Below are 419 nucleotides of genomic sequence, written 5' to 3'. Positions count from 1 at the left end.
CGCGCCCGCGCTCGGCCTTGTAGGTGGCCGCCAGACGCGAGCGCGGCGTGGCCGAGGAGCTGCGGGACCTGCGGATGGAGCGCGCCCGCGAGCTTCTGGCCGGCACGGACCTCCCTTTGTCCGAGGTGGGCCGCGCCGTGGGCTATCCGCGCCCGACTACCTTCGCCACCGCCTTCTCCCGCGAGGTCGGCTGCTCCCCCGCCGCCTGGCGCAAACCGCACCGCCTCTGAGACCGCGCTGCTGCGGGATCCCGTCGTCGGGCCTCTATAAAAGGGAAGGAGCCCCGAGAGGCTCCTTCTTGTCGCATCTGTCGCTGCCAGACCTGCTTGGCCCGCGCTCGGCTGTACTTCGCCGAACCGTGGGCGCCATGCCCACAGGCGAACCCGATGTAGCGCGGCTTGCTCGCCAGCGTCGCTTCC

General features: G+C 71.8%; 1 protein-coding gene. It reads left to right on the top strand.

The genetic code is table 11. The annotated features are described in order from the left end of the window. The first annotated feature begins 74 nt into the window (after positions 1-74). Positions 75-230 (top strand): helix-turn-helix domain-containing protein, encoded by a 156-nt coding sequence (locus NE591_RS16360; RefSeq protein ID WP_371130608.1) that lies wholly within the window; start codon positions 75-77, stop codon positions 228-230. Positions 231-419 lie beyond the last annotated feature (189 nt).

It is taken from the genome of Adlercreutzia sp. DFI.6.23 (assembly GCF_024462535.1).
Taxonomy (GTDB): domain Bacteria; phylum Actinomycetota; class Coriobacteriia; order Coriobacteriales; family Eggerthellaceae; genus Adlercreutzia; species Adlercreutzia rubneri.
Note: the sequence above shows the minus strand (reverse complement) of the source record. Positions and strands in the feature narration are given on the sequence as shown.

Excerpts from the sequence above, each read along its gene's own strand:
- NE591_RS16360 (WP_371130608.1), top strand. The coding sequence starts at position 75 with ATGGAGCGCGCCCGCGAGCTTCTGGCCGGCACGGACCTCCCTTTGTCC.